The sequence below is a fragment of the Pseudomonas flexibilis genome (genome assembly GCF_000802425.1).
Classification (GTDB): Bacteria; Pseudomonadota; Gammaproteobacteria; order Pseudomonadales; family Pseudomonadaceae; genus Serpens; species Serpens flexibilis.
The window spans coordinates 222,870-246,831 of the sequence record NZ_JRUD01000007.1 but is presented as its reverse complement, the minus strand read 5'-3'; the positions used below and the strand labels follow the sequence as shown (position 1 = coordinate 246,831).

At 65.8% G+C, this 23,962-nt stretch carries 17 protein-coding genes; 7 read left to right on the top strand and 10 right to left on the bottom strand.

Features of this window, described 5'->3' with window-relative positions; all coding sequences use genetic code 11:
- Positions 1-94: 94 nt before the first annotated feature.
- On the top strand, positions 95-736 hold the full coding sequence (locus SF06_RS06260) for a lysoplasmalogenase (RefSeq protein ID WP_039560336.1): 642 nt from the start codon (positions 95-97) through the stop codon (positions 734-736).
- 600 nt (positions 737-1,336) lie between these two features.
- Here the strand turns inward: SF06_RS06260 and SF06_RS06255 are convergent.
- The 3 genes from SF06_RS06255 to dbpA form a co-directional block, all read right to left on the bottom strand.
- The gene (locus SF06_RS06255) at positions 1,337-1,984 is read right to left on the bottom strand and encodes an MAE_28990/MAE_18760 family HEPN-like nuclease (RefSeq protein ID WP_039560335.1); all 648 of its coding nucleotides are present in this window, start codon (positions 1,982-1,984) and stop codon (positions 1,337-1,339) included.
- Entirely contained in the window at positions 1,981-3,012 is a 1,032-nt protein-coding gene (locus SF06_RS06250) for a DUF262 domain-containing protein (RefSeq protein ID WP_211253768.1), read from the bottom strand. Before SF06_RS06250 ends, SF06_RS06255 begins: the two co-directional genes overlap by 4 nt.
- A gap of 312 nt (positions 3,013-3,324) precedes the next feature.
- The gene (gene dbpA / locus SF06_RS06245; RefSeq protein WP_052199738.1) at positions 3,325-4,662 is read right to left on the bottom strand and encodes an ATP-dependent RNA helicase DbpA; all 1,338 of its coding nucleotides are present in this window, start codon (positions 4,660-4,662) and stop codon (positions 3,325-3,327) included.
- A 165-nt stretch (positions 4,663-4,827) separates the two neighbouring features.
- Between dbpA and SF06_RS06240 the strand changes: the two genes are divergently transcribed.
- The gene (locus SF06_RS06240) at positions 4,828-5,310 is read left to right on the top strand and encodes an AlbA family DNA-binding domain-containing protein (RefSeq protein ID WP_039560332.1); all 483 of its coding nucleotides are present in this window, start codon (positions 4,828-4,830) and stop codon (positions 5,308-5,310) included.
- Between the two features lie 80 nt (positions 5,311-5,390).
- On the top strand, positions 5,391-6,272 hold the full coding sequence (gene rarD, locus SF06_RS06235) for an EamA family transporter RarD (RefSeq protein ID WP_039560331.1): 882 nt from the start codon (positions 5,391-5,393) through the stop codon (positions 6,270-6,272).
- Between the two features lie 5 nt (positions 6,273-6,277).
- Here the strand turns inward: rarD and paeA are convergent, their stop codons facing one another.
- From paeA to SF06_RS06210, 5 genes are all read right to left on the bottom strand, one after another.
- On the bottom strand, positions 6,278-7,618 hold the full coding sequence (paeA, locus tag SF06_RS06230; protein WP_039560330.1) for a polyamine export protein PaeA: 1,341 nt from the start codon (positions 7,616-7,618) through the stop codon (positions 6,278-6,280).
- Between the two features lie 75 nt (positions 7,619-7,693).
- Complete coding sequence (gene gcvT / locus SF06_RS06225; protein WP_039560329.1) at positions 7,694-8,809, bottom strand: glycine cleavage system aminomethyltransferase GcvT; 1,116 nt, start codon at positions 8,807-8,809, stop codon at positions 7,694-7,696.
- Between the two features lie 164 nt (positions 8,810-8,973).
- Positions 8,974-10,350: an L-serine ammonia-lyase gene (locus SF06_RS06220; protein WP_039560328.1), complete on the bottom strand. Its 1,377-nt coding sequence runs from the start codon at positions 10,348-10,350 to the stop codon at positions 8,974-8,976.
- Between the two features lie 43 nt (positions 10,351-10,393).
- Complete coding sequence (gcvP, locus tag SF06_RS06215) at positions 10,394-13,249, bottom strand: aminomethyl-transferring glycine dehydrogenase (RefSeq protein ID WP_039560327.1); 2,856 nt, start codon at positions 13,247-13,249, stop codon at positions 10,394-10,396.
- Positions 13,250-13,409: 160 nt separating this feature from the next.
- A complete protein-coding gene (locus SF06_RS06210) occupies positions 13,410-14,318 on the bottom strand; it encodes an EamA family transporter (protein ID WP_039560326.1) in 909 nt (302 codons plus the stop codon).
- A 438-nt stretch (positions 14,319-14,756) separates the two neighbouring features.
- Between SF06_RS06210 and smc the strand changes: the two genes are divergently transcribed.
- The 4 genes from smc (at position 14,757) to SF06_RS06190 (ending at position 23,489) form a co-directional block, all read left to right on the top strand.
- A complete protein-coding gene (gene smc / locus SF06_RS06205; protein WP_039560325.1) occupies positions 14,757-18,245 on the top strand; it encodes a chromosome segregation protein SMC in 3,489 nt (1,162 codons plus the stop codon).
- A 224-nt stretch (positions 18,246-18,469) separates the two neighbouring features.
- On the top strand, positions 18,470-19,270 hold the full coding sequence (zipA, locus tag SF06_RS06200) for a cell division protein ZipA (RefSeq protein ID WP_039560324.1): 801 nt from the start codon (positions 18,470-18,472) through the stop codon (positions 19,268-19,270).
- 76 nt (positions 19,271-19,346) lie between these two features.
- Positions 19,347-21,710: an NAD-dependent DNA ligase LigA gene (ligA, locus tag SF06_RS06195; protein WP_039560323.1), complete on the top strand. Its 2,364-nt coding sequence runs from the start codon at positions 19,347-19,349 to the stop codon at positions 21,708-21,710.
- A gap of 132 nt (positions 21,711-21,842) precedes the next feature.
- A complete protein-coding gene (locus SF06_RS06190) occupies positions 21,843-23,489 on the top strand; it encodes a tetratricopeptide repeat protein (protein WP_234703309.1) in 1,647 nt (548 codons plus the stop codon).
- Here SF06_RS06190 and SF06_RS06185 read toward each other — a convergent pair.
- The gene (locus SF06_RS06185; RefSeq protein ID WP_027590457.1) at positions 23,464-23,655 is read right to left on the bottom strand and encodes a hypothetical protein; all 192 of its coding nucleotides are present in this window, start codon (positions 23,653-23,655) and stop codon (positions 23,464-23,466) included. The genes SF06_RS06190 and SF06_RS06185 overlap by 26 nt on opposite strands.
- Before the next feature lie 44 nt (positions 23,656-23,699).
- Positions 23,700-23,930, bottom strand: coding sequence for a YgaP family membrane protein (locus SF06_RS06180; RefSeq protein WP_052199731.1), 231 nt, complete (start codon positions 23,928-23,930; stop codon positions 23,700-23,702).
- Between the last annotated feature and the right edge of the window lie 32 nt (positions 23,931-23,962).

Sequence of the window (23,962 nt, the reverse complement as noted above, 5' to 3'; positions counted from 1 at the left end):
CGGTTCGCCAGGCCGGAGCTGCCGGCGGTTGTCTTGACGGGCTGCGCACGACACGAGAGTCTGCGCCCACAACAAGAACAACACCGGAGCCACCATGTCCGCCTTCGAGCGCCGCTGTTTTGTCGTGGCCGTTGCACTGGGGCTGATCTACCTCGTCCTGCTGCCCTTCAAACCCTATCCCTTCAGCTGGCTGCTCAAGCCCATCCCCATGCTGATCTTCGCTGTGCTTGCCTGGCGCGCCCATCCTGGCAAGTCGGGTTTCTTTCTGGGGGCGGGCTTTGTTGCCGCAGCGGCTGGCGACTTGTTCCTCGACTACGGCGACCGGGACGGACTCTTCATCCAGGCGCTGGGCGCCTTTCTGATCAACCAGCTCGCTTTCGTCGCCGGCTTCGCCGTGCTGGCTAAAGGCAAGCCCTGGCTACGCTGGCGGATGCTGCCCGTCACTCTCTACAGCCTGCTACTCGCCGTGTGGCTGGTCCCCGCCGCCGGGGCCTACCAGCTGCCTGTCGCCATCTACCTGCTGTGCCTCTATGTCATGGCCCTGATGGCCTGCCGGGTTGAGGACAAACCGGGGCTGCTATGGCTCGGTGCGATGCTGTTCGTGATTGCCGATTCGCTGATCGGGGTCAACAAGTTTGCGCAGCCGTTCGCGTATGCAGTTCCGGTGATTGTGAGTTGTTATTTTGCGGGGCAGGTGTTGATTGCGGTAGGGGTTATAAGGGAAATAGCGAGTTGAATGAGATGGGGGGTTGCCGAGTGGTTAACTCTATTTCTAACTGTGAGTGTAATTTTTGGGCTGTGATGGCTGTTAAGTCCGCATCTTCTATTGCGGCACTATTGTCACACCGCCTAATCTAAATATTAATCAAAGGAAAAGTGTTTCACTGATGATTGATTTTCTTTCCGTTAATAAAAAAGCCGTTCTTCTTGTTTTGGTTATGGCGGCAGTCTTGCATTCTTTTAAGTTCTATGGCGACTGGGGAAGTTTCTTTGGGGTTATGGCGGTCCAGCTTTGGTTTGCTAGGGGGGGTGTATGCGTTCCTCGCGGGAGGTGTGATTCATATCGCTCCTGGTAGGGTGTTACCGGATGCAGATCCGGTATTTAGAAGGTTCATGGGCCTTTTTGTTTTTCTGCTGTATGTTTTCGTATTTTTTTGGTAAGGAACTATAGGAAATAAATCCGTCCCCATTTTTTGTTATGGCCTGTCGGTGGAAGAAGCCCGACCTGCTATGGATCGGCGCGTTGCTGGCCGTGATTGCCGATTCGCTGATCGGGGCCTACAAGTTTGCCCAGTCGTTCGCGTATTCATTTACGGATTGTGGGTTGGGAAAATACCTATATCGCTTTGTAAGTTTGCAGGACGACGTGGTTCTCCAGCGCATCGCCGAAAGTCCGCATCAAGACGATGGTTTCAGTCGTTATCTCGTCTAACTCATTGAGCTCCACTAAGGTGCTTTCACCATGAGCAATGGCATTTCGGCGCTTTAAGAGAATAACGTCTATGAACGTACATTTTTCGGCAAAAATCTCTGCAGACAACCCACATACCAGGCAAATATCGGTTAAGACTTCAAAATTAAGATTGGATTTTGTGTTGATTAGGTCCTCATTTACACGGGTGAAACGGACGTCTGCGGAGTTCAGGATTTGATCAACAAGGTCGCAGCGGTCTGCGATGTTGGCTTTTGTGGTAGATAAAGCCGCCAGTCGCGGCAGAAAGTAGTTCCGAAAAAATTGCCTGTTGAGATCCCCATACTGAAATTTTCTCAATGCGATATGTTCTAAGTACTTCTTTGCAGAGAACCTGATGTAGCCTTCCCAATGAGCGTAGCAGATGGCAATTAATGCTCTGAGTAGAACTCTCTGCACGCCCTCGTCGCCACGTCTGATCGCCGCTTTGAGGTCCGATATCTCTTTGATGCGCCAGTTACGGTCTTCAATAATTTGCGCAGAAAAATGGGCTTCCGTATAAGGCTTGCTCATGGGCGGAACCATTCCTCGCCGAATGGTACAGTGCGTTGAATGCGGGTTGTTCCGCGCAGCCCAGAAGAAGAGAATGCCGCAACCTGCTGTTGCTCCCAGAAACTCTCGATTTTCTCCTTGACGAAGGTTTTTGAGGGAGTAGGGCCTAATGCGAGGATCGCGGGGAGGTTTCGGGCCACACCAACGGCAATAGCCTCTAAACCGACTAGCCCAACCTTTCCAACATAAGCACCATTTTGAAAGCGCCGAAGGGCGTTGTTTCCTGCGACTTCATCTAAGAGCTGGAAAGTCCGATTGATTAAGTCGGCTGCAGTCGCATGGTTTCCAGCTTGCGCCAAGGTTACGATGCCTTCGTCAATGTACTCCTCGACGTCAAGCCGACCGTCATACGGCACCTGCGTATGGACTAGAAAGCGTACGGCCATTTCCATATGCCGCTGTCTTTCTGACTGCTCTTCGCTGATCGATACCACACGCTTGAAGGCATCCTGCTCAGCAGAGTTTTTCACCGCGCGGAAATAATCTTTACTAATCATCAGCATGATGCAGTTCCGAAGCTCCTGAGCATTCGCCTGAGTGCCTCCGGCATTTAGTCGCTGGAACAGATCATACTTGGTCTGATCGTCGCTTGGGCGCTTCAGGATTTCGACTCCGAGCCGACCTCTGCGGATGGCGAGCTGCTGGGTCTTGTCGATAGGCCTTTGCTCTTGCATCGGAACATCAATTAATTCTGAAGTTTCCCATACGGCGTTGTGAAGCGAGGGTAAATACTTAGTCGCTTCAAGGACTGACGGTGGGTTAATTTCCCCGTCTGGACCACGCAGGCGCCCCATAAATTCGAGGATTGTCGAAACGCGCTGCAAGCCGTCAATCAGCTCCCAGCTTCCGTCTTCCGTCTCAAATACAAAGATGGAGGGCAAAGGAATTCCAAGCAGTAGTGACTCGATCAGTTTTGACTTTTGACCGACATCCCATCGGAACAAGCGCTGAAATTCAGGATCAATGATGATCTCGCGTTCGTCGTACATGCTGACGATCTCACCAACTGACATTTGATACGCGTCCGTCCGGACGTGCCGTTGAGCATCTTTGATCTCATTTGAAAGCATTTGATGGTCCGTTCAATATAATTTGTATATGAGACTATAGCTGACCATCAGCACAGATGGGCAGCCTCGAGCATTGCAGCTAAAACTCTGAACTGGGCTTAGGAAAATATGATGATCACCAATAAAAGAAAATAGTATCCGCTATTGGTCGATTCCTGCCGTTAACGATAGGGGCACTGCAGCATACTGCTCGCCCTGCGTATGGCCAGCTGGCGAGCCCGCTTTGCCCCCTTACAAACTCCGCACCTTGAAACTCCGCCCCTTGATCTTCCCCGCCTGCAACCGCAACAGCGCCTGATGCGCCACGCTGCGTTCCACGGCCACGTAGGCCTGGTTGTCGAACAGGGCGATCTTGCCGACCTGGTCGCCGGTGAGGCCGGCGTCGCCGGTGAGGGCGCCGAGGATGTCGCCGGGGCGCACCTTGTCCTTGCGGCCGCCGCCGATGTTGAGGGTGATCATCGGCGGGCGCAGGCGTTCGGTGGCGTTGTTCTTCAGGCTGTCGAGGTTCTTCCAGTTCAGCGGGCGCTGTTGCAGCTCCTCAATGGCGCTGGCGCGCTGGGCTTCGGACGGGGCGACCAGCGACACGGCCAAGCCTTTTTCGCCGGCGCGGCCGCTGCGGCCGATGCGGTGGATGTGCACTTCAGGGTCGCGGCTGAGTTCGACGTTGATCACCAGGTCCAGGCCGGCGATGTCGATGCCGCGCGCCGCCACGTCGGTAGCCACCAGAATGCTCAGGCTGCGGTTGGCGAACAGGGTCAGCACCTGGTCGCGGTCGCGCTGTTCCAGGTCGCCGTGCAGGGCGGCGGCGCTCAGGCCGCGTTCCTTGAGGAAGGCCACCAGCTCGTCGCACTGGATCTTGGTCTGGCAGAAGGCGATGGTGGAGGTGGGCAGCAGGTGGTCGAGCACCTTGGCCACCGCCTGGTAGCGCTGGCTGGCTTCGACTTCGTAGAAGCGCTGCTCGATCTGCGCGTTGTCGTGCTGGCTTTCCACTTCCACGCGGGCGGGTTTCTTGAGGAAGCGCGCGGCCAGTTGTTCGATGCCTTCCGGGTAGGTGGCGGAGAACAGCAGGGTCTGCCGACGCGGCGGGGTCTGTTCGATGATGGCGGTGATGGCATCGATGAAGCCCATGTCCAGCATGCGGTCGGCTTCGTCCAGTACCAGGGTGTTGAGGCCGTCGACCTTGAGGGTGCCCTTGGCCAGGTGTTCCTGAATGCGGCCGGGCGTGCCGACCACCACGTGGGCGCCGTGCTCCAGCGAGCCGATCTGCGGGCCGAAGGGCATGCCGCCGCACAGGGTCAGCACCTTGATGTTGTCGGCGGCGCGGGCCAGGCGGCGGATTTCCTTGGCCACCTGGTCGGCCAGCTCGCGGGTGGGGCAGAGCACCAGGGCCTGGCAGCCGAAGTAGCGCGGGTTGAGCGGGTGCAAGAGGCCGATGCCGAAGGCGGCGGTCTTGCCGCTGCCGGTCTTGGCCTGGGCGATCAGGTCCTGCCCTTGCAGGATCAGCGGCAGGCTCTGGGCCTGGATCGGCGTCATGGCGGCGTAGCCCAGCTCGTTGAGGTTGGCTAGCATGGCGGCGGAAAGCGGCAGGGAATTGAAAGCGGTGGTCACGACGGCGGCCCGAAAACAGCGGAAAGGCGCGCAGTGTAACAGGGCGCGGCGCTGCGCCGTCGGGTGCGCACGCGCGTCGGCTCGGGTTACGCTGCACGGCACGACCCCGGAACCGGTCAGGCAGGCATGAACGACACGATTCTCGAACTGGATTCCCTCGGTCCCCTCGCCGAGGGCGTGCGCCTGGAGTGCAAGCTGGCCCAGGGGCGCCACGGGCAGGGCGAGCTGCCGCGCGATTTCTGGCCGACCTATTCGGCGTTCGCCAATACCCAGGGCGGCGTGGTGCTGCTGGGCGTGCGCGAGCATGACGGCCGATTCAGCGTGGCGGGCATACCCGAGCCGCAGCGGCTGCTGCGCGAGCTGCTGGACGGCCTGGAGAATCCCGCGCGGGTGAGCGTCAACCTGCTGGGCGAGGATGACCTGCAGCTGGTGCGCATCGACGGCAAGACCCTGCTGCGCGTGCGTATCCCCGAAGCGCCGGCGGCGCTCAAGCCGGTCTATCTGAATGGCGACGTGCTGAACAACACCTACCGGCGCGTCGATTCCAGCGACATGCGCCTGACCCCGGACGAAGTGCGCACCTGGCTGGCGGCGACCACGACACACTGATCCCGCTCCGCGCGTCTCTCGGGGCTGGCTTTGCCCGCGCGCCCTCGCCACACTGGCGCCTTTTTCGTTGAGGAGTTGTCGTGTCCAGGGGTGTGTTGCTGTCCGTCACGGCCTCGGTGCTGTTCGCCGCGCTCTATTACCTGTCGACCCTGCTGGTGCCGCTCAGCGGCCAGGAGGTGTTCGGCTGGCGCGTGTTGCTGACCTTGCCCTGCCTGCTGCTGTTCATGGCGCTCGGCCGTGACTGGACTGCCGTGCGCGAGCTGGCCGCTCGGCTGCGGGGTCGGCCGTTGCTGCTGCCGCTGCTGATGCTCAGCGCCGCGCTGTTCGGCGTGCAGCTCTGGCTGTTCCTCTGGGCGCCCATGCAGGGGCGCGGCCTGAATGTCTCGCTCGGCTACTTCCTGCTGCCGCTGACCATGATCCTCACCGGGCGCGTGCTGTTCGCCGAACGCCTCAGTCGCCTGCAGCAGCTGGCCACGCTGTTTGCTGTGCTCGGGGTGGGCAACCAGCTGGTGAATGTCGGCGGGCTAGCCTGGGAAACCTGGCTGGTGGCGCTGGGTTATCCAGCCTATTTCGCCCTGCGCCGGCGACTGGGCACCGATCACCTGGGCGGCATGCTGTTCGACATGCTGCTGATGCTGCCGGTGGCGCTGTGGTTCGCCTGGGCGGGCGGGCAGCTGCCGGGGCATTTCGCCGAGGCGCCGCGCCTGTTCCTGCTGGTGCCGCTGATGGGCGCGCTGAGCGCCTGGGCGCTGATCAGCTACCTGCTGGCCAGCCGCTACCTGACACTCGGCCTGTTCGGCCTGCTCGGTTATGTGGAGCCGGTGCTGCTGGTGGTGGTGTCGCTGCTGCTGGGTGAGCGCATCCAGCCGGGCGAATGGCTCACCTATATCCCGATCTGGGCAGCGGTGCTGGTATTGGTGCTGGAAGGGGCCCGCCATCTGTGGCGGCGGACCCGGCAGTAGAGCGGTTATCCACGCGGATCCACAGGGTTATCCACAGGGGGTTTGGCGGCTGTGGGGCCGTCGCCGGCCCGCGTGACCAGCACCTGGTCGATCCGGTAGCTGTCCACGTCGACCACCTCGAAGGTGTAGCCGCCCCAGGTCACGCTGTCGGTGCGCTTGGGCACCCGGCGCAGCATGGTCATCAGGAAGCCGGCGAGGGTTTCATATTCCTCTTCGTGGGGCGTGCTGTCGATGTCCAGGGCGCGCTTCACATCCTGCATGGCGGTGACGCCGTCGATCAGCCAGGAGTGGTCGTCGCGGCGCACGATCTGCTCCTCGTACCAGGGCGACACCAGGTCGCCCATGACGATGCTCATCACGTCCTTGAGGGTGATCAGCCCGACCACCAGGCTGTATTCGTTGACGATCAGCGCGAAGGTTTCGCCGGTCTGGCGGAACTGGCGGAGCATTTCCGCGAGGGTCAGGCGGTCCGGCACCACCAGCGGCTTGTGCACCAGTGACGGATCGTTGAAGGCGATGGGCTGGTTGTTCAGCACGCGCTGGAACAGCTCCTTCACGGTCACGTAGCCGACGATGTGGTCGATGTCGCCATCGCAGACCGGATAGTGGGAGTGGGGCTCGCTGGCGATGCGGGTACGGATGTGCTCCTCGGTGTCGTCCAGCAGGAAGTAGAGGATGCCGTCGCGGTGCGCCATGGCGCTGGGCAGGGTGCGGGTCTCCAGCTCGAAGACATTCTCGATCACCTGCTGCTCGCTGGCGGCCAGCGAACCGGACAGGGCCCCGGCCTGGGTCAGGGCGAGGATGTCGTCGGGGGTGACGCTTTCGTCGCGCTGGCGTGGCAGGTTGAACAGCGCGATCAGCCCGCTGACCACCCACGCATAGAACACCACCAGGGGTTTGAACAGGGTGTTGAGCACCTGCATCGGGCCGATCACCAGGGTCGCCAGGCGCTCGGGAATCGCCATGGCCACCTGCTTGGGAATCAGGTCGGTGAAGACGATGAACAGCGAGGTGGTGAGCACGAAGGAAACCGTGAAGCCGATGGCGACCGCCTGGTCGGCCGCCAGGTGGTTTTCCAGCAGCCGGGTGAAGACCGGGGTGAGGAAGCCCTGGCCGACGATACCGCCGAGGATCGCCAGGGCGTTCATGCCGATCTGCACCACGGTCAGGTAATGGCCGGGCGCCGTCTGCACATGGATGACGCGCTGCGCGTTGTGGTTGCCCTCGTCGACCAGCTGGCGCAGTTTCAGGGGGCGCGCGGCGGCCAGGGCGATTTCGGCGATGGAGAAGAAGGCGCTGGCCAGGATGATGCCCGCCAGCAGCAGGAGGCTTTGGGTAACGCTCATATACAACAGCTCTGAAAAGACGAGGCGCGAGGGTAGCACGCCGGACATGCCCGTTTGGTGGCGGGCATGTTCCCTTCAACCCCGGTAATAGCGCGGCGCAACGAAGGGCATCTTGCTGACGGTCATGGCCACCGGCTTGCCGCGCACCAGCGCCTGGACGGAGGTGCCCAGGCCCGCCAGGTGGCTTTCCACATAGCCCATCGCCACGGGCGCGCCGAGGCTGGGGCCGAAGCCGCCGCTGGTGATGCGACCGATCGACTGTTCCTGATCATCCACCAGCCGGGTGCCTTCCCGCACGGGAATGCGTTCGGCCGGCAGCAGGCCGACGCGCCGCTGCGCCACGCCGTCGCGCAGTTGCTGGAAGATGCGCTCGGCGCCCGGGAAGCCGCCGGCGCGTGCGCCATCCGGACGGCGGGCCTTGGAGATCGCCCAGCTCAGGCTGGCCTCCACCGGGGTGGTCTGGGTGTCCATGTCATGGCCGTACAGGCACAGGCCGGCTTCCAGGCGCAGCGAATCGCGGGCGCCCAGGCCGATGGGCTGCACCTCCGCTTCGTCCAGTAGCCGGCGTGCCAGCGCTTCGGCATGGGCGGCCGGCACGGAGATCTCGAAACCGTCCTCGCCGGTATAGCCCGAGCGGCTGACGAAGCAGGCATGGCCGAGCAGCTCGACGCGGGCGATCTGCATGAAGGTCATGCCCGCCACGCTCGGCGCCAGACGGCTCAGCACCGCGGCGGCCCGCGGTCCCTGAAGGGCGAGCAGGGCGCGGCTGTCGAATAGCGCCTCGATCATGCAGCGCTCGGAAAGGTGGCGCTGCAGGTGTTCCAGGTCCTGCTGCTTGCAGGCGGCGTTGACCACCAGCAGCAGGCGCTGGTCGCCCAGGTTGGCCACCATCAGGTCGTCGAGGATGCCGCCGTTCTCATCGGTAAACAGCGCGTAGCGCTGCTGGCCCACCGGCAGATCGAGGATGTCCACCGGTACCAGGGTTTCCAGCGCGGCGGCGGCCTGAGCGCCGTGCAGCACGATCTGCCCCATGTGCGAGACATCGAACAGCCCGGCTTGTGCGCGGGTGTGCAGGTGTTCCTTGAGGATGCCGGCGGGGTAGTGCAGCGGCATTTCGTAGCCGGCGAACGGCACCAGTCGGGCGCCGAGTTCCTGATGCAGCGCGTGCAGCGGGGTGTAAGCCAGGGTCATGCGATTCTCCTTGAGTAGGGTGGCCTGCACGAGGCGCATTCGGCGGCCGGGAAAGCGCCGACCGCCCTGCGTAACGGCGTGGTGGACGGTACGTAACGGCACGTAACCGGACTCAGGGTGGTCAACGCGTGCGTTGACCACCCAGCAACCCGCACCGAGCGCCATCAACACTCGATGATGTTCACCGCCAGGCCGCCCCGGGCGGTTTCCTTGTACTTGCTCTTCATGTCGGCGCCGGTCTGGCGCATGGTGGCGATCACCTTGTCCAGTGATACGTAATGGCGCCCGTCGCCACGCAAGGCCAGCCGCGCAGCGTTGATCGCCTTGACCGCGCCCATGGCGTTGCGTTCGATGCAGGGAATCTGCACCAGCCCGCCCACGGGGTCGCAGGTCAGGCCCAGGTTGTGTTCCATGCCGATCTCGGCGGCGTTCTCCACCTGCTGCGGGCTGCCCCCGAGCACCTCGCACAGCGCGCCGGCGGCCATCGAGCAGGCCACGCCGACCTCGCCCTGGCAGCCCACCTCGGCGCCGGAGATCGAGGCGTTTTCCTTGTAGAGCATGCCGATGGCGGCGGCGGTGAGCAGGAAGCGCACCACGCCATCCTCGCTGGGCGACTGGGCGAAGCGCATGTAGTAGTGCAGCACCGCCGGCACGATGCCGGCTGCGCCATTGGTGGGTGCGGTCACCACCCGGCCGCCGGCGGCGTTTTCCTCGTTGACCGCCAGCGCCCAGAGGTCCACCCAGTCCAGCGCGTTGAGCGGGTCGCGCAGCTGCGGCTCGGCGGTCTCGCTGAGCTGACGGTACAGGGCGGCGGCGCGGCGGCGCACCTTGAGGCCCCCGGGCAGGATGCCCTCGTGACGACAGCCGGCGGCCACGCAGGCCTGCATCACCTGCCAGATCTCCAGCAGCGCCGTGCGGGTCTCGGCGTCGGATCGCCAGACGGCCTCGTTGGCGGCCACCAGCGCGCTGATCGGCTGCGCGTGTCGGGCACAGAGTTCCATCAGCTCGCGGCCACTGTGGAAGGGGTAGGGCAGCTCGGTGCGGTCCTCGACGATGCGCCCGGCGCCGGCGGCGCTTTCATCCACCACGAAGCCGCCACCCACCGAGTAGAACGCGCGCTCGCGCAGTTGCAGGCCACTGGCGTCGAAGGCGCGGAAGATCAGCCCGTTGGGGTGGTAGGGCAGCGGCTTGCGGATGAATTTCAGCTGTTCGCGTTCGTCGAAGGGCAGCGGGTGAGCGCCCAGCAGGCGCAGTTCGCCACGGCTGCGGATGTGCTCCAGCCGGTCGGGAATGCTGGCGGTGTCGATGCGTTCCGGCTGCTCGCCTTCCAGACCGAGCAGCACCGCCTTGTCGGTGCCGTGGCCCCGTCCGGTGGCGCCCAGCGAGCCGTAGAGTTCGACCTGCAGCGACGCCGTGGCGCCCAGCAGGCCGTCGTCACGCAGCCCCTCGGCGAAGCGCGCGGCGGCGCGCATCGGCCCCACGGTATGCGAGCTGGAGGGACCGATACCGATCTTGAACAGATCGAGCACGCTGAGGGCCATGGACGTTACCCGGGCAAGGGACTGTTTTCAGTGTAGGGCCACGCTACTGGTAAGCCTCCACCGGCGGGCAGCTGCACACCAGGTTGCGGTCGCCGTACGCGTTGTCGACGCGCGCCACCGGCGGCCAGTACTTGTGTTCCGCCAGCTGCGCCACCGGGTAGACGGCCTGGCGGCGCTCGTAGGGGTGCGGCCAGTCGCCGGCCAGTTCGGCGGCGGTGTGCGGCGCGTTCTTCAGGGGATTGTCCTCGGCATCCAGGTCGCCGCGTTCGACGGCGGCGATTTCCTCGCGGATGCGGATCATCGCCTCGCAGAAGCGGTCCAGCTCGGCCTTCGACTCGCTCTCGGTGGGCTCGATCATCAGCGTGCCGGGCACCGGGAAGGACATGGTCGGCGCGTGGAAACCGAAGTCGATCAGCCGCTTGGCCACGTCGTCGACGCTGATGCCGCTGCTGTCCTTGAGCGGCCGCAGGTCGAGGATGCACTCGTGGGCCACCAGCCCGTGGCTGCCGGTGTAGAGCACCGGGTAATGGGGCGCCAGGCGCCGGGCGATGTAGTTGGCGTTGAGGATGGCCACCTGGGAGGCGCGGGTCAGGCCCTCGCCGCCCATCATCTTCAGGTACATCCAGGAGATCGGCAGGATGCTGGCGCTGCCGTAGGGTGAGGCGCTGACCGCGCCGTCGCGGCGTTCCAGGCAACGGTGTCCGGGCAGGAAGGGCGCCAGGTGCGCCTTGACGCCGATCGGACCGACACCGGGACCGCCACCGCCGTGCGGAATGCAGAAGGTCTTGTGCAGGTTGAAGTGCGAGACGTCGCCGCCGAAGCGCCCCGGCGCGCACAGGCCGACCATGGCGTTGAGGTTGGCGCCGTCGATGTACACCTGGCCGCCGTGCTGGTGGACGATCTCGCAGATCTCGCGGATGCCTGCCTCGAACACGCCATGGGTGGAGGGGTAGGTGATCATCAGCGCGGCGAGGCGCTGGTGATGCGCCTCGGCCTTGGCGCGCAGGTCGTCGATGTCCACGTTGCCGCTGGCGTCGCAGGCCACCACCAGCACCTGCATGCCGGCCATGCTGGCGGTGGCCGGGTTGGTGCCGTGGGCCGAGGCGGGAATCAGGCACAGGTCGCGCTGCGGCTCGCCGCGACTCTGGTGATAGGCGCGGATCGCCAGCAGGCCGGCGTATTCGCCCTGGGAGCCGGCGTTGGGCTGCAGAGAGACGGCATCGTAGCCGCTGACCGTGCACAGCAGCGCCTCCAGCTCGGCGGTGAGCTGCCGGTAGCCCTCGCTCTGCTCGGCCGGGGCGAAGGGGTGCAGGCCGGTGAACTCGCGCCAGGTGATCGGCAGCATCTCGCTGGCGGCGTTGAGCTTCATGGTGCAGGAACCCAGCGGGATCATGGCGCGGTCCAGCGCCAGGTCCTTGTCGGCCAGACGTCGCAGGTAGCGCATCAGCTCGGTTTCCGAGTGGTAGCGGTTGAACACCGGGTGTTCCAGGAACGGCGTGTGGCGCAGCAGACCGGCGGGCAGGGCGTCCGGCGTGTCGGCCAGTGCGGCAAAGTCCGGCAGGCGCTGGCCGCCGTGGGCGAACACCGCCCACAGGTGCTGCACCAGCGCCGGCGTGCTGGTTTCGTCCAGGGCGATGCCCAAATGCTGGTCGTCGATCTCGCGCAGGTTGATCTCTTCCTCGCGGGCGCGCTCGAGCAGCACGGCGGTGTCATCGCCGCTGGCCAGGCTGAGGCTGTCGAAGAAGTGCTGCTGCTCCACGCTGTGGCCCAGCTCGCGCAGGCCGGCAGCGAGGATGGCGGTCAGCCGGTGAACCCGTCGGGCGATGGCCTTCAGGCCCTGCGGTCCGTGGTAGACCGCGTACATGCTGGCCATGTTGGCCAGCAGCACCTGGGCGGTGCAGATGTTGCTGGTGGCCTTCTCGCGGCGGATGTGCTGCTCGCGGGTCTGCATCGCCAGGCGCAGCGCCGGCTGGCCGTGGCGGTCTACCGACACGCCGACCAGGCGGCCGGGAATGTCGCGCTTGAAGGCTTCGCGGGTGGCGAAGAAGGCCGCATGGGGGCCGCCGAAGCCCAGCGGCACGCCAAAGCGCTGGGCGCTGCCGATGGCCACGTCGGCGCCGAACTCGCCGGGCGGGGTGAGCAAAGTCAGGGCCAGCAGGTCGGTGGCCACCGCCACCAGGGCATTGGCGGCGTGCAGGCGCTCGATCCACTCGCGGTAGTCATGGATATCGCCGTGGCTGGCGGGGTATTGCAGCAGTGCGCCGAAGAAGGTCGACGGGTCGTCCAGGGCCAGTTCGTCATCCACCACCACCTCGATGCCCAGCGGCGCGGCGCGCGTGCGCAACAGGTCGAGGGTCTGCGGATGGCAGCGGCGGGAGGCGAAGAAGCGGTTGCTGGCGCGGTTCTTCGACAGGCGCCGGCAGAAGGTCATGGCCTCGGCGGCAGCGGTGGCTTCGTCGAGCAGCGAGGCGTTGGCCACCGGCAGGCCGGTGAGGTCGCTGACCAGGGTCTGGAAATTCAGCAGCGCCTCCAGGCGACCCTGGGAGATTTCCGGCTGATAGGGCGTGTAGGCGGTGTACCAGGCGGGGTTTTCCAGCAGGTTACGCAGGATTGGCGCCGGCGTGTGGGTGCCGTAGTAGCCCTGGCCGATGCAACTTGTGAACACCCGGTTGCGAGTGGCGATCGCATGCAGCTCGGCCAGCGCCTCGGCCTCGCCCAATCCCTCGTCCAGCGGCAAGGGTTTCTCCAGGCGGATGCCGGGCGGCACCACGGCGTCGGTCAGTGCCTCCAGCGAGGCGTACCCCAGCGTCTCAAGCATGGCGCCGAGTTCGGCTTCACGCGGGCCGACATGGCGGGCGATGAATTCGTTGCGGGTTTCCAGCGGGTGCGACGGGGTCATCGGCGGTTCCTTCTGCGGCACGGCGGCAATTGCCAGAGAGTGTTGACCCCGCGCCGGGGTGCGTCCAGTGGCCGAAGGTCGCTGCCGGGCGCCGAGTTAATACCACCCCTACATATCGCCTGGTGGTTATCCGCAACCCCCGTGCGGGGGCGGGCGGCGCTTAGCTGCGCCGCAGGCTCAACAGCACAATGCCGGTCAGAACCAGGGCGCCGCCCAGCAACTGGATGCCGGCGAGCATCTGGTCGAGGATCAGCCAGCCGAGCAGCAGGCTGGCCACCGGTTCGATGTTCAGCACCGGCGTGTTGTGGGCCATGTCCAGGCGCGGAAACAGCACGAACAGCAGGCTGAACGCGCTGCCATACAGCACCGCCAGGGCGGCCAGCGCGAACCAGCCGGAGGTGCTGGCGGGTTGAGTCAGCCCGTCGGGCATCAGGCCGCCGGCACCGATCAGCGCGGTGGCCAGGAACACCACCAGCATGGTCAGCAGACTGCGCAGCGCACCAGGCACCGCGCCGAGCTTGTGGTCGGTGATCCACAGCGCGCCGGCGAAGGCGCAGGCACCGCAGAAGGCGAGGGTCACGCCCAGCAGCCAGTCGCCGTCCACCGGTGCGCCGCTCAGCAGCACGGGCACGTTCAGTGCCAGCACCAGGCCGAACAGGATCACGCCCATCAACAAAAGTGTGCGCCGGCCCGGCGCCGGCCCGCCCAGCAGCCAGGTGAGCAGGGCCAGCAGGATCGGGAAGGCATTGGCCACCAGCAGCGCCAGGGCGACCGGAATACGCGCCACCGCCGAATAGAGGCACAGGCTCTGCGCCGCGATCAGCAGGCCCAGCAACAGTTGCCAGCCTGCGCTGCCGGCGGGCAGCCGCCAGCGTTGCCGCTGCACCAGCAGCAGGGTGGTGAGCACCAGCAGGGCCAGCCCGGAGCGGAACAGGATCGCCAGCAGCACACCGGCACCGGCGTCGAACGCCAGGCGTGCTGCAATGTGGTTGGAGGCGAAGGTGCAGGCCAGGCAGGCAAGGATCAGCACGGCGGTCGGGCGGCTGAACGGAACGGCGGAAGTCGGCATGGAGAGGGGTGGCAGGCAGCGGCGGGAGGGGGAAGGGGCGAGCGAGCATACTCCAGTGGTGGTGGATGGGAAGAGTGGTCGGTTAATACCACCCCTGATGTGCGGCTTGGAGAGTGACCGCAACCTCCGTGCATCTCGGTTCAACAGGGGTTGGAGGAGGGCTCGCGATTCGGCTGCAACCCGCGCGATCCGCCGGCGGAGGTCACCTTTTCCGCTGCTGGCCCTGTGATACACTCCGCCGCTTTGCAGAGTCGCCGCCGCCGTCTGCCCGGGTCGTTTCAGGTCCGCCGGGCTGCTTTCGCGAGTGCGCAGTCCAGCTACAAGGAAACCCATGACGTTGAAGGGGTCGAACGATCGGGTCCGGCGCAGGTGCCGTCACCCCCTGGCTCACACCTCCGGCCTCCGGGCGGGGTCCGCTATCGCGAACGGGGAACGTTCATGCGCCTGAAGTGCATCAAGCTGGCCGGCTTCAAGTCCTTCGTCGATCCCACCACGGTGCACTTCCCCAGCAACATGGCGGCGGTGGTCGGCCCCAATGGCTGCGGCAAGTCGAACATCATCGACGCCGTGCGCTGGGTGATGGGCGAAAGCTCGGCGAAGAACTTGCGCGGCGAGTCGATGACCGACGTCATCTTCAACGGCTCCAACACCCGCAAACCCGTGACCCAGGCCAGCATCGAGCTGATCTTCGACAACTCCGACGGCAGCCTGGTGGGCGAGTACGCCGCCTACGCGGAAATCTCCATCCGCCGCCGGGTGACCCGCGACAGCCAGAACACCTACTTCCTCAACGGCGTGAAGTGCCGCCGGCGCGACATCACCGACATCTTCCTCGGCACCGGCCTGGGGCCGCGCAGCTATTCGATCATCGAGCAGGGCATGATCTCCAAGCTGATCGAGGCCAAGCCCGAGGACCTGCGCAACTACATCGAGGAAGCCGCGGGCATCTCCAAGTACAAGGAGCGCCGCCGCGAGACCGAAAACCGCATTCGTCGCACCCAGGAAAACCTGGCACGCCTGTCCGACCTGCGCGAGGAGCTGGAACGCCAGCTCGAGCGCTTGCATCGCCAGGCCCAGGCCGCCGAGAAGTACCAGGCCTACAAGGCCGAGGAACGCGAGCTCAAGGCCCAGCTCACCGCCATGCGCTGGCAGACGCTGAACGAACAGGCCGGCCAGCGGGAAAAGATCATCGCCGACCAGGAAGTCGCCTTCGAGGCGCTGGTCGCCGAGCAGCGCAACGCCGACGCCAGCATCGAACGCTTGCGCGACGGCCACCACGAACTGTCCGAACGCTTCAACCAGGTACAGGCGCGCTTCTATTCAGTGGGCGGCGACATCGCCCGGGTCGAGCAGAGCATCACCCACGGCCAGCAGCGCCTGCGCCAGTTGCAGGACGATCTGCGCGACGCCGAGCGGCAGCGCCAGGAAACCGAACAGCACCTGGGGCAGGACCGTGCCCGTCTGGAATCCCTGACCGAAGAGCTGGCCATGCTCGAGCCCGAGCAGGAAGCCAGTCTGCTGTCCGCCGAGGAGGCGCAGGCCGTGCTGGAGGAAGCCGAGGAGGGCATGCGCGGCTGGCAGGAGCAGTGGGATGCCTTCAACCAGCTGAGCGCCGAGCCGCGCCGCGCCGCCGAGGTGCAGCAAGCGCGCATCGTGCAACTGGAACAGAGCCTGGAACGTCTGGCCGAACGCGAGCGCCGGTTGCGTGACGAACATGCCCAACTGGCCGCCGATCCGCAGGACGCCGCCATCCTCGAGCTGAACGAACAGTTGGCCGCCAGCGAGCTGCAGCTGGAAGAGCTGCACCTGGAAGAGGGCGCCCAGCAGGAGCGCCTGGAAGCGCTGCGCAATGAACTGCAGCAGGCCACCCAGGCCCAGCAGCAGGCGCAGGGCGACCTGCAGCGCCTCAACGGGCGCATCGCCTCGCTGGAAGCCTTGCAACAGGCCGCGCTGAACCCCGGCCAGGGCGTCGCCGACTGGCTGAAGAGCCAGTTGCTGGAACGTCAGCCGCGGCTGGCCGACGGCCTGCGGGTGCGTACAGGCTGGGAGCTGGCGGTGGAAACCGTGCTCGGCGCCGACTTGCAGGCCGTGCTGCTGGAAGATTTCGATGGCTGCAATCTGTCCGCCTTCGGCCAGGGCGAGCTGCGCCTGTTCAGCCCGGCCGATAACGCCGCGCGCCTGCCGGGCAGCCTGCTGGAGCTGGTGGAATCGCCGGTCGATCTGGCGCCCTGGCTCGGTCGCGTGCGCCCGGTGGAAAGCCTCGACGACGCGCTGCTGCAACGCGCCCGCCTGCAGGATGGCGAGAGCCTGATCAGTCGCGACGGCTACTGGGTCGGCCGGCATTTCCTGCGCGTGCGGCGTGCCGGCGAAGCGGAATCCGGCGTACTGGCCCGCGCCCAGGAGCTGGAGGCGCTGCAGGCCGAGCGCGACGAGCACGCCGCCGAGCTGGAAACCCTGGACGCCCGTCTGCAGCTGTTGCGCGACGAGCAACGCGAGCTGGAGTCGCAGCGCGAGCAGGTGCGCCGCCGCAGCCAGGACGAGACGCGGCGCCTGGGCGAGTTCAAGGCCCGGCTGTCCGCCCAGCAGGCGAAGGTGGAGCAACTGGCCCTGCGCCGGCGCCGGCTGGATGAGGAACTGGTCGAGGCGACCGAGCAGGCAGCCATCGAGCAGGAGCAGCTCGGCGAAGCCCGCCTGCATCTGCAGGATGCCCTGGAGGCCATGGAGCAGGACGGCAGTCGCCGCGAGGAGCTGCTCGCCAGGCGCGAGGCCCTGCGCGAGTCGCTGGAACGTGCCCGCCAGGATGCCACGCGCCACAAGGACCACGCCCACCAGCTAGCAGTGCGCATCGGCTCGCTGCGCGCCCAGCACGAATCCACCCGCCAGGCGCTGGAACGCCTGAGCCTGCAGTTCGAGCGTGCCCAGGAACGCCGCGAACAGCTGTCGCTGAATCTGGAAGAGGGCGCGGCACCGCTGGAAGAGCTGCGCATGAAGCTGGAAGAGCTGCTCGACCAGCGCATGGCCGTGGAAGAAGAACTGCAGCACGCCCGCCTGGCCCTGGAAGATGCCGACCGCGAGCTGCGCGACGCCGAGAAGCGCCGTAGCCAGGCCGAGCAGCAGGCGCAACTGCTGCGCGGGCAGATGGAGCAGCAGCGCCTCGACTGGCAGACCCTGAGCGTGCGCAGCAAGGCGCTGCAGGATCAGCTGCAGGAAGACGGCTACGAGCTGCACGCGGTGCTGTCCATGCTGCCGAACGACGCCAGCGACAACGCCTGGGAAGCGGCGCTGGAACAGCTGGCGGGGCGCATTCAGCGGCTGGGGCCGATCAACCTGGCGGCCATCGACGAATACCAGCAGCAGTCCGAGCGCAAGCGCTACCTGGACGCGCAGAACGACGATCTGGTGGAGGCGCTGGACACCCTGGAAAACGTCATCCGCAAGATCGACAAGGAAACCCGCACCCGCTTCAAGGACACCTTCGACCAGATCAACAGCGGCCTGCAGACGCTGTTCCCCAAGGTGTTCGGGGGTGGCCACGCCTATCTGGAACTAACCGGGGAGGATCTACTCGATACAGGGGTGGCGATCATGGCCCGGCCGCCGGGCAAGAAGAACAGCACCATCCATCTGTTGTCCGGCGGCGAGAAGGCGCTGACCGCCCTGGCTCTGGTGTTCGCCATCTTCCAGCTCAATCCGGCGCCGTTCTGCATGCTCGATGAGGTGGACGCCCCTCTGGACGATGCCAACGTGGGCCGCTACGCCCGGCTGGTGAAGGACATGTCGGAGAAGGTGCAGTTCATCTACATCACCCACAACAAGATCGCCATGGAGATGGCCGATCAACTGATGGGCGTGACCATGCACGAGCCTGGCTGCTCGCGACTGGTGGCGGTGGATGTCGAGGAAGCCGTGGCCCTGGCCGAGGCCTGAGTGGCACTCGGCGCTTTGGCGGGAAAGGGGAACCGATCGGTGCAAAACGGCGGAATGCCATGCTAGTTTATGGGCACTTTTTCACCCCGCCGGAAACTCCAGCGGGAACAGACAGTTAGCAAACGACCGTTTTTATTCACGGGCCGGAAACCGGACGGCAGGGAGCTTGTCGAAGCGGTCTCGTCCGGATGCCCGTTCTTCATCTTCAGAGGTCATGGTTTTTTATGGATTTTGGTCTGCGGGAATGGCTGATCATCATCGGCATCATCGTCATCGCCGGCATTCTCTTCGATGGCTGGCGGCGCATGCGCGGCGGCAAGGGCACCCTGAAGTTCAAGCTGGACCGTCGTCTGGCCGACTCCCTGGCTGACGGCGGCGACGATGGCGAAGTGCTCGGCCCGGCCCGGGTGGTTCGCCCGGCCGAACCCGCGCTGGGCGACCTGCCGCGTCGCGCCACCCCCTCGACAGCACGCAGCGCCAGGGCGAGTGCCCGTCAGCGTGATCTGGAGTTCGACGAGCCGGTGCCGACGCTGCTCAACCCGCTGGACGAAGGCGACGCCTATGCGCAACGCGGCGAGTCCGGGGGCGCACCGATGGAAGAACTGCTGGTGATCAACGTCGTCTGCCGTGACCCGCAGGGCTTCAAGGGTCCCGAGCTGCTGCAGAGCATCCTGGAAAGCGGCCTGCGCTTCGGCGACATGGACATCTTCCATCGCCACGAGAGCATGGCCGGCCACGGCGAAGTGCTGTTCTCCATGGCCAACGGCGTCAAGCCGGGCACTTTCGACCTGGATGACATCGACCTGTTCACCACCCGTGCGGTGAGCTTCTTCCTCGGCCTGCCGGGGCCGCGCCATCCCAAGCAGGCCTTTGATGTGATGATCGCCGCCGCCCGCAAGCTCGCCCACGAGCTGGACGGTGAGCTCAAGGATGACCAGCGCAGCGTGATGACCGCGCAGACCATCGAACACTACCGCCAGCGCATCACCGACTTCGAGCGCCGGCACCTGACCAAACAACGCTGAAGACAGCTGCAAGCTGCAAGCCTCACGCGGTAAGCCTGGAGCTTGCGGCTTGTCGTGTGCAGCTTGAGGCTCTTCAATGACCGACGCCCAGACCGCCGCCGAACGTCTTGCCGCCCTGCGCAGCGAGATCGACGCCCACAACTACCGCTACTACGTGCTCGACGAGCCGACGGTTCCCGATGCGGAGTACGACCGGCTTTTCCGCGAACTCCAGGCCCTGGAGGCCGAACACCCCGAGCTGGTCACTCCCGAGTCGCCTACCCAGCGGGTCGGTGGCGAAGCGCTGGCGGCGTTCGGCCAGGTGCGCCATGAAATCCCCATGCTCAGCCTGGGTAACGCCTTCGAGGAGCAGGACCTGCTCGACTTCGACCGCCGGGTGCGCGAAGGGCTGGACCTGCCGGCCGGCGATCTGTTCGGTGGCGGCGCGGAGGTCGACTACAGCTGCGAACCCAAGCTCGACGGCCTGGCGGTAAGCCTGCTCTATGAGAACGGCGTGCTGGTGCGTGGCGCCACCCGGGGCGATGGCAGTGTCGGCGAGGACATCAGCGCCAACGTGCGCACCGTGCGCAACATTCCCCTGAAGCTGCATGGCGAAGGCTGGCCGGCGGTACTGGAAGTGCGCGGCGAGATCTACATGCCCAAGGCCGGCTTCGAGGCCCTGAATGCCCGCCAACTGGAAAGCGGCGGCAAGCCCTTCGCCAATCCGCGCAACGCCGCCGCCGGCAGCCTGCGCCAGCTTGATCCGAAGATCACTGCCGCCCGGCCGCTGGAGTTCTGCACCTACGGCGTGGGGCGCTGCGACGGCGAGTTGCCGGGCACCCACATCGATATCCTGCACGCACTCAAGCGTTGGGGCCTGCCGATCAGCCGCGAGCTGAAGCACGCCCGGGGCGTTGCCGAATGCCGTGCCTACTACGACGCCATCGGCGCCCGGCGCGACGCGCTGGCCTACGAGATCGACGGCGTGGTGTTCAAGGTCAACGCCATCGCCCAGCAGCGCGAACTGGGCTTCCGTGCCCGCGAGCCGCGTTGGGCAATCGCCCACAAATTCCCGGCCCGCGAGGAGCTCACCGAGCTGCTCGACGTGGAATTCCAGGTCGGCCGCACCGGGGCGATCACCCCGGTGGCGCGCCTGAAGCCGGTGCAGGTGGCCGGCGTGACGGTGTCCAACGCCACCCTGCACAACATGGACGAGGTGGCGCGCCTCGGCGTGATGATCGGTGACACGGTGATCGTGCGCCGCGCAGGCGACGTGATTCCGCAGATCCTCGGCATCATCGCCGAGCGCCGCCCGGCGGATGCCCGGGCGGTGCATGTGCCCGAGCAGTGCCCGGTGTGCGGCTCGGCGGTGGAACGCACCCAGCTGATCAAGCGCGGCAAGGGCCGCGAGTCGGTCAGCGAAGGGGCCGTGTACCGTTGCATCGGCCGCTTGAGCTGCCGGGCGCAGCTCAAGCAGGCGATCATCCACTTCGTGTCGCGGCGCGCCATGGACATCGACGGCCTGGGCGACAAGATTGTCGAACAGCTGGTGGATCGCGGCCTGGTGAATTCCCCGGCCGATCTCTACACCCTGGCCTACGAACAGATCATCGCGCTGGACGGCTTTGCCGACCTGTCGACGCGCAACCTGCTGGCCGCCATCGAGCACAGTCGCACGCCGACCCTGGCGCGCTTCATCTACGCGCTGGGCATTCCGGACGTGGGCGAGGAGACCGCCAAGCTGCTGGCTCGCGCCCTGGGTTCCCTGGCGCGCATCCAGGTGGCGCTGCCGGAAGTGCTGACCTGGCTGCCGGATGTGGGTCTGGAAGTCGCCCACGAGATCAGCCACTTCTTCCTGGACGAGCACAACCGTCAGGTGATCGCCCGACTGCTGGAGCATGTGCAGCTGCAGGGCGAGGGCGAGCTGCATGCCGAGTTCGCCGCCTGCGCCACGCTGCCCGAGCTGCTCGGCAAGCTGAACATCCCGCACATCGCCGTGACCGGTGCGCAGAAACTGGCCGATCGCTTCGGCTCGCTGGATGCGATCATCACCGCCGACTGGCTGGACCTGCGTCAGGTCGAGCGCCTGACCGAGAAGGCCGCGCGTTCGCTGCGCGAGTTCTTCGACCAGCCGGGCAATGTCGAGCGCGCCCGGGCTATCGAGGCGCAACTGCGCGCCTTCGGCATGCACTGGGAAAGCGAGCGGCAGCAGGCCGCCGGCCTGCCGCTGGCCGGCCAGACCTGGGTGCTGACCGGCACGCTGGAAAGCATGAGCCGCGAGCAGGGCAAGGAACGCCTGGAAGGGCTGGGCGCCAAGGTGGCGGGCTCCGTTTCGGCGAAGACCACGGCGGTGGTCGCCGGCCCGGGCGCCGGCTCCAAGCTGGCCAAGGCCACCGAGCTGGGGGTGAAGGTGCTGGACGAGGAGGCATTCCTGGCGGCCCTGGCGCAACTGAACGGCTGACCTGCCGGTGGGCGTCCGGCCGGCGGGCGAGGCACGGGCCTGCTAGCGTTTCAATAGGGTCGTCAGACTCCAATGACGAGAGCACAGGAACCGGCTCCCGCCGCGGATCAACCCCACCGGGAGGATGATGCCGTGAAACGCCGGAACCCCGTTTACCACCTGCAGCCCCTGGCGCTGGCGTTGTTGCTGGCTTCCGGCCTGGGGCTGGCAGCCCAGGCCCCATCGGCCGTGCCGCTGTATGACAACCTCGGTACGCACCACTACAGCATTACCACCAGCAATCCGCAGGCGCAGCGCTATTTCGACCAGGGCCTGCGCCTGTACTACGCCTTCAACCATCAGGAAGCCATTCGCGCCTTCAGCGAGGCGGCACGGCTGGATCCTGCCTGCGCCATGTGCCACTGGGGCGTTGCCTTGTCGCTCGGCCCGAACATCAACGCGCCGATGGACCCCGCCGCTGCCGAACCGGCGCTGGCGGCACTCGAGCGGGCACGGGAGGGTCAGGCCACCGCCGCCGAGCGAACACTGATCGAGGCCCTGGCGACGCGCTACGCCAGCCCGCCTCCGGAGGATCGCAGCGAACTGGACCGTGCCTATGCCGAGGCGATGGGCAAGGTGGTGCGCCTGTATCCGGACAATCTGGATGCCGCCGCGCTGTATGCCGAGTCGCTGATGGACCTCAGCCCCTGGCAGTACTGGAAGGCCGAAGGCGAACCGCGACCGGACACGCCGCAGATCCTTGCCCAGTTGGAGCGGGTCATCGCCGCCAATCCCCAGCATCCCGGCGCCTGTCACTTCTTCATTCACGCCGTCGAGGCCGTGCAGCCGGAGCGCGCGGTGCCCTGCGCCGAGCGCCTGGCCGGGCTGATGCCCGATGCTGGTCACCTGGTGCACATGCCGGGTCACATCTACATCCGGGTTGGCCGCTACGAGGACGCCATCCGCGCCAACGAGCATGCGGTGCATGCCGACGAGACCTTCATTCGCGACCAGAACCCGGCGTTCGGCGTGTATGTCGCCGGCTACTACCCGCACAACTATGACTTCCTGGCCTTCGCCGCCAGCATGATCGGGCGCAGCGAACAGGCGCTGTCCGCGTCGCGCAAGATCGCCGAGCTGGTTCCCGAGCCGATGCTGCGCGAGCCGGGCATGACCTTCCTGCAGCACCACATGACGCGCCATCTGCAAATGGATGTGCGCTTCGCGCGCTGGGATGAACTGCTTGCCGAGTCGGCGCCGCCGAGCGACCTGCCGCATGCGCGCGGCATGTGGCATTACGCGCGGGGCAGGGCGCTGGTTGCCCAAGGGGATGCGGACGCGGCCCGTGACGAGCTGGTCGCGCTGCAAGCCATCGCCAAGGACCCGCGCATGGCCGAGCTACGGATGGAGTTCAACAGCTCCGGCGCGGTGCTGGCCATCGCCAGCCAGGTGCTGGAGGGGCAGATCGCGGCGGGGCAGGGCAAACCGCAGGAGGCGGTCGCACGCCTGCGCGAGGCGGCGCGTCTGGAGGATGCCCTGACCTACGGCGAGCCGCCGGAATGGACGGTACCGGTGCGTCAGGATCTGGGGAGTATTCTGCTCGAAAGCGGGCAGTATGAGGCGGCGGAACAGACATTCCGTGAAGACTTGCGGCGCTTTCCGGACAACGGCTGGTCGTTGCACGGTCTGGAGCGCAGCCTGCAGGCTCAGCAGCGCAACGAGGAGGCCGGCGAGGTGCGCCAGCGTCTGGAGCGGATCTGGTCGGGGGCCGACGTCAGTCTGGCTGGGTGGGCACCTTGACCGGCCGGGTGTCACAGGCCGGCTGGGGATCATCCGGGAACCGGGTGGTATCCAGCTGGCACAGCTGGCAGTCGTCGCTGGCGGCGGATTGTTCCACGTAGCGGACCCGGCGACTGGCCGAGTGGCGATCGGCGCTGACGCGAAACACGGGGCGTTTGTCGTGCATGGTGGGCTCTCCTGAAAACGGGCCGTCCCTGGCTCCCATGATCGTTACTTCTTGCCGCCGCAGCCACAGCTGCCGCCGTTACCGCAGCTGCCACCGCTCTTGCAGGAGCTGAGGCCGAACGGCAGGTAGGCCGGGCACCAGCCGATCAGGCCGGTGAACAGCGGCAGGACGCCGATCCAGGCCCACACCGGACCGCCGGCGATGGCCCAGGCGATCAGCGCGATGCCGACCAGGATGCGGATGCTCTTGTCGATACCGCCGACGTTCTTCTTCATTGCGTACTTCTCCTTTCAGCAGGGAAACGTGC